Below are 622 nucleotides of genomic sequence, written 5' to 3'. Positions count from 1 at the left end.
ATATTTTCTCCAAGCACATAACGCTGCGTTAAGTGGTGAACAACGCCAACCACCAAACCTAAACCATTGTACCTTAAACACTTAACCTGACTGGAACTGAAACCGCCAAGCGTTGTGAATCCGTCTTAAACGCCTTGTTATGTGCCCGAATTCATTGTGTACTCTGGGTGTCCCGTATGTTCGTCCAGTTGCTCACTGACGACTGCAAAACCTTGAGACAAATAGAACTGATAACTAGCCTGGTTTTCCTTATATACGGAAAGGCTCAATATCGCCCTTTGAGCTTTGGCATGACTTAATAATTGCTTACCAATGCCTTTACCCTGAAATTCAGGAAACACGAATATGGCTGCCAAAGTACTTTCATACAGCGCGTAAAAACCAACTATTTTCGACTCAATTTCATAAACGAAGACTTCTGAAGCAGGAATATAAATATTACGCATGTTCTCAACTTGAGATCCCCAGAAGTCAGCCGGGACGAAATCATGGGCTTTAACAGAGGCTTCGAGCCAGATTTCAAGAACCGAATCTAAGTCATTTGAACTGTACTTTCTTATCATTTTCGAACTCTAGATTGTCAAATATATCGGGGCAACATAACGCCGCATTAAGGTGTGAG

1 protein-coding gene is annotated in these 622 nt (G+C 42.0%); it reads right to left on the bottom strand.

Going from position 1 to position 622, the window contains the following annotated elements; genetic code table 11:
- Positions 1-137 precede the first annotated feature (137 nt).
- Positions 138-563, bottom strand: a complete 426-nt coding sequence (locus ACP45E_RS12430) for an N-acetyltransferase (RefSeq protein WP_017037397.1) — start codon at positions 561-563, stop codon at positions 138-140.
- Positions 564-622: the final 59 nt, after the last annotated feature.

It is taken from the genome of Vibrio genomosp. F10 str. 9ZD137, from assembly GCF_049974785.1.
Lineage (GTDB): Bacteria > Pseudomonadota > Gammaproteobacteria > Enterobacterales > Vibrionaceae > Vibrio.
This window is presented reverse-complemented; position numbering and strand designations above follow the sequence as displayed.

Excerpts from the sequence above, each read along its gene's own strand:
- ACP45E_RS12430 (WP_017037397.1), bottom strand. The coding sequence starts at position 563 with ATGATAAGAAAGTACAGTTCAAATGACTTAGATTCGGTTCTTGAAATC.